The sequence below is a fragment of the Brevibacillus reuszeri genome, from assembly GCF_002897295.1.
Classification (GTDB): Bacteria; Bacillota; Bacilli; order Brevibacillales; family Brevibacillaceae; genus Brevibacillus; species Brevibacillus reuszeri_A.
Genome location: NZ_BEXF01000068.1, coordinates 1 through 4,073, shown reverse-complemented (window position 1 = coordinate 4,073; position 4,073 = coordinate 1). Strand labels below are relative to the sequence as shown.

6 protein-coding genes are annotated in these 4,073 nt (G+C 39.6%); 5 read left to right on the top strand and 1 reads right to left on the bottom strand.

All coding sequences use genetic code 11. The annotated features are described in order from the left end of the window. Nucleotides 1–91: 91 nt before the first annotated feature. Both C3B52_RS35195 and C3B52_RS35185 read left to right on the top strand, forming a co-directional pair. The gene (locus C3B52_RS35195; protein WP_047914445.1) at nucleotides 92–682 is read left to right on the top strand and encodes a hypothetical protein; all 591 of its coding nucleotides are present in this window, start codon (nucleotides 92–94) and stop codon (nucleotides 680–682) included. Between the two features lie 815 nt (nucleotides 683–1,497). Next, the gene (locus C3B52_RS35185; protein ID WP_028407011.1) at nucleotides 1,498–1,695 is read left to right on the top strand and encodes a hypothetical protein; all 198 of its coding nucleotides are present in this window, start codon (nucleotides 1,498–1,500) and stop codon (nucleotides 1,693–1,695) included. Between the two features lie 151 nt (nucleotides 1,696–1,846). On the opposite strand, the gene C3B52_RS35180 is transcribed toward C3B52_RS35185, so the two are convergent. Next, nucleotides 1,847–2,053, bottom strand: coding sequence for a DUF1657 domain-containing protein (locus C3B52_RS35180; protein ID WP_007781230.1), 207 nt, complete (start codon nucleotides 2,051–2,053; stop codon nucleotides 1,847–1,849). 211 nt (nucleotides 2,054–2,264) lie between these two features. On the opposite strand from C3B52_RS35180, the gene C3B52_RS35175 reads away from it, so the two are divergent. The 3 genes from C3B52_RS35175 (at nucleotide 2,265) to C3B52_RS35165 (ending at nucleotide 3,920) form a co-directional block, all read left to right on the top strand. Further along, nucleotides 2,265–3,125 carry a DUF421 domain-containing protein gene (locus C3B52_RS35175; RefSeq protein WP_103110961.1) on the top strand — a complete coding sequence of 287 codons (861 nt, stop codon included), beginning with the start codon at nucleotides 2,265–2,267 and terminating at the stop codon, nucleotides 3,123–3,125. 493 nt (nucleotides 3,126–3,618) lie between these two features. Continuing rightward, nucleotides 3,619–3,738, top strand: coding sequence for a site-specific integrase (locus C3B52_RS38370; RefSeq protein ID WP_164685078.1), 120 nt, complete (start codon nucleotides 3,619–3,621; stop codon nucleotides 3,736–3,738). Then, entirely contained in the window at nucleotides 3,702–3,920 is a 219-nt protein-coding gene (locus C3B52_RS35165) for a tyrosine-type recombinase/integrase (RefSeq protein ID WP_103110960.1), read from the top strand. The genes C3B52_RS38370 and C3B52_RS35165 overlap by 37 nt, the downstream gene beginning before the upstream one ends. Nucleotides 3,921–4,073 lie beyond the last annotated feature (153 nt).

The following is a 4,073-nucleotide window of genomic DNA, read 5'->3' as shown; positions in this document are numbered from 1 at the left end:
ATTTGTAATTATATGGAGGAAATTTCTATGTAATGACAGCTAAGATGCTCTTATATAGTGAAATGAATCTATTTTATGGAGGCGGTTGGTAGTGGAAAACCAGAACGATATAGACAATGAATTTTATTTGCTGTCGGATCATGTAAATGCCTTAGATAAAGGGTTTGAGTTATTCCGACTAAACTACAGGCAGAACAATTGGAACGAAGCGGATCGCGTTGCTAATCATATTTTGTCCTTGGCAGAACGGATGTATGAAAACAAGAAAAAATGGGGTGAACTTGTTATTCCTTTAAATCAAATGCTAAAGCGTCCTTTGATTTTTTATTTTGGATACGGATATTTAGCAAAGTCAATCGTTTTCCAGAAGCAAGGTCTTTTTGACCGCGCTAGAGAGTACATAGCCAAATATGCGGATTTGGGATGGTATGAGAATGCCACAGATGAAGATATGGAGGAAATTGAGCGGTTTAAAGGATTTGCGAAGGCTAACGGGTACGCCGTTGATTTATTGTCTGGCAAGATAGAATTATTAAAAGAGTATGTTGATTTTATATTTGAGAACGATGAGGAAACACTGCCCGGATTAGTTACAATTTTTGAAGCTGCAAACTTGAATGAATGGAATATAGACGAATATTACTATAGCTCTATTCCTGAGCAGTTAGACACTGTCCAATGATACAAACATGCCATAATTAATACTCAATAAAATCAAGGGTTCTTATTAGTTGAAAGGGGATGTTTGTGTCCTAGTTCAGTGACACAAACATCCCCTTTTACGTATCTGGTGACACAAACATATACTTATAAGGCGCGAAAATTATTTACCGAAAATTATGACTATGATAAGATAATAGCAAAATCTTGTCAAAAAAAGGTGTTTTATGTACGAGCCAATATTCCTATTAAACGAAGCAGTCGGTAGTAGCTATTGGGAAAGGTATAGTTACAAGCTTCAAAAGGACGTTCAATTGTTCGGTGATCTTAAGTACGATCATTGGATATTGGTCGAAACGGATCCCAACATTCTTAAATTTTGCGAAAGACCAAACAGTGAGAAACTGCTAGAAAATAATTTACATAAGATAAGGTTTTTGATATGTGGCAGCTTGAACGAAACGGAAAAGAAACGTTTGTAAACGTAAGATATAAAAACCAAGAGACTGATCATGAGAGGTTAGAAAAATGGTGCTTTAAATAAGGATATGACTATAAAGTACTCTACGAAGAGGACATACGCGGACAAGATCTTTACCTGAAAAATATGAAGTAGTTACTGCCATATATCGGTCAACGGAATATTCCCATCGAAACGGATAAAAGGCACATTCTACGTGCTCTCGGTGACGAAACTAAAACTATCGGAGAGTTGCAAAGCATATGTTCAACAATTCCGATCAGTCGTATCCATATATTTCTTAATTTATTCAGGAGAACTAATTGCATCCAATATAAAGGAAGTCGAATTAGGAATCTTGACCGAGGTGAAGCGAATTGGGTAGAAAACGGATTTTAGAAAATGTCGAAATTGAACCGAAATATTTGGATATAAACAACTGGCCAGTCGTTTTAACCGACGATTGGTCGGAAGAACGTAAAGAGGTTTTCCTTAAAAGGAAAGCTGCAGTCGAAATGAGGGGGAACTTGGATACTGTCAACTTTAGCAGTGGCGATGGGGGCGGCAGTGTTTAGGTTTATCCAAGGTTAGCTGTCTAAACAAAAGAATAGTGGCGAAAAGAGATCAAACCCTACTCAACTTGTAGGGTTTGATCTCTTTTCTAATCTGTTCACCGATGAAAACAGACAAGCCATGTCCTCAATATTCATGGTTTGTCTGTTTTTCTTAAAACCCCTTATATTGAGGCTCTTCATTTTCCAACTGTTGTACGCGGCTTTCTACTTGCTGCACGATTTGTTGGGTTTGTTGGGCCGCATTCGTAAAGAGCGATTTTGCTTCTTGATTTTGTGTTTCCAAAGCAAATTGTTCCAGACTCGCCTGAGCACTTTTTAAAGATGCTACGCACGTTTTCACTTGAGAAGCAACTGTCACGGAATGTCACCTCCTTTACCTTAGGATAGGATAATGTTTCAGGGGTAATAGGAATAGATGCTTACATTCTCCCAATACCGAAATTAATATTTCCGTCTCGCAACAAAAGCATACGTTAGAAAAATTTTCAAATGGAAATGTGTGAAAATAATGGAATAGGGACATATTAACTTTTGTCGATTAAATGTGATTGGAAAGGAATGGTGATATTATGCCGGATTGGGTAGAAATTGCTTTGCGAACGTTATTGGCTATGGGGGTTCTTTTTGTCCTAACGAAGATATTGGGTAAACGACAGGTATCAGAGCTTTCATTGTTTGAGTATATCACCGGAATCACGATCGGCAACCTTGCAGCTTACGTTTCGTTGGATCTGGAGTCCACTTGGTATCTGGGCTTGGTTTCGATGACGGTTTGGACCGTTGTTTCTTTAGGGATTGAATTTCTACAGCTGAAAAGCAAAACGGCAAGAGACCTATTCGACGGCAAAGCAACAGTGCTCATTAAGGACGGCAAGATCATGGAGGATAACCTAAAAAAAGAAAGGATTACCACGGATGAACTTATGGAACAGCTTCGAACTAAGAATGTGTTCAAAGCTGCCGATGTTGAATTCGCCATCATGGAGTCAAGCGGTGACGTTAGCGTTCTTTTAACCAAGGAAAATCAACCGTTTACGCCTAAACACCTGGGGATAAATGTCGGGCCAGAACAAGAACCTCAATCGGTCATTATGGATGGAAAAATAATGGACGAACCGCTTGCCACGATAGGTCTAAACAGGCAATGGTTGGATACGGAACTGGAGAAATTAGGTGTTTCGATTGATAACGTATTTCTTGGACAGGTGGATTCCTATGGCCAGCTATACGTTGATTTATTTGATGATCAGATCAAAGTACCGAAACCCCAGAAAAAAGCCGCGTTGCTTGCAACATTGAAAAAGTGTGAAGCGGATCTCGAAATGTTTGGCTTATCTACCAAAGAACAAAATACAAAGCAGATGTACGAGCAATGTTCAAAAGCGTTAGAAAAGATTATTGATGAAGTTAAACCATTGCTGATTCGTTAACAATTCGCCAATTATACGTCAGCTGAAAATCGAGGAGGATGTTCATGGCAAATAATAGCGCGTGGTGGATCGGCTCTTTCGTAGATCAGAAGTCGGTTTCCAAGGCTAGAGTTCGAGGAACCTCCAAGTTAAGCTGGTCTCAGTAACCCCCGCAGAAGAATTCCCTGAACACTCGGCATTACAATCGATCGTAGGGCAAGTTTGGCAGGATAAAAAGAATTACTCGGGAGTACTCGTGCAAGAGAGGTTAGATGGCAAATTGCGATCCATGAATGATCACCAGGACGAGACAAATAGGCTACCAGAAAAAGTAAGTCAGGCAGCCTATTTGCTCTAAATACAAGGAGGGGACTGTACCCCACCATTAGTATATATACCGTGGAGGTTGTATAAGTACAATTATCGAGTTGGAACGAGGTCCGATCAGTGCTGATAGATAAAAATTCTTCGAGGTAAACTTTCCACAACGAATACGAATAAAAGGCATCCAAAATTGGGCACCGTTTTTGCAGCCACGACGAGAGCACGCATCATTTCCTCAATAAGACAGTTTTTTAAATGGGCTGTTAAACAACAATACCTTCAGGTGTTCGAGCAAATAATTATAAAGTAACGCCTCATAAGCTGCGCCATACTTGTGCAACCGTTCTATATAACGACGGTGAGGGAGCTGATTTGTTGGCAATTGCTGATCTATTGGGCCACGCGGACCCCAAAACAGCCACGATTTATACAAAAGTGAATATAGAGAAAATGCGAAAAATCGTGACATCAAACCCTTTGGAATTAACCTAAATTGGATCATGGCATGTTTGTGTCACAAGCGGCATAAAAGGAGATGTTTGTGTCACTGAGAGTATTTCCATTCAGAACTTTGTAAGGAGATGTTTGTGTCAAAAATCCATCCGAATTTGGGCTTTAAGGTGATGTTTGTGTCATTAGACAGAC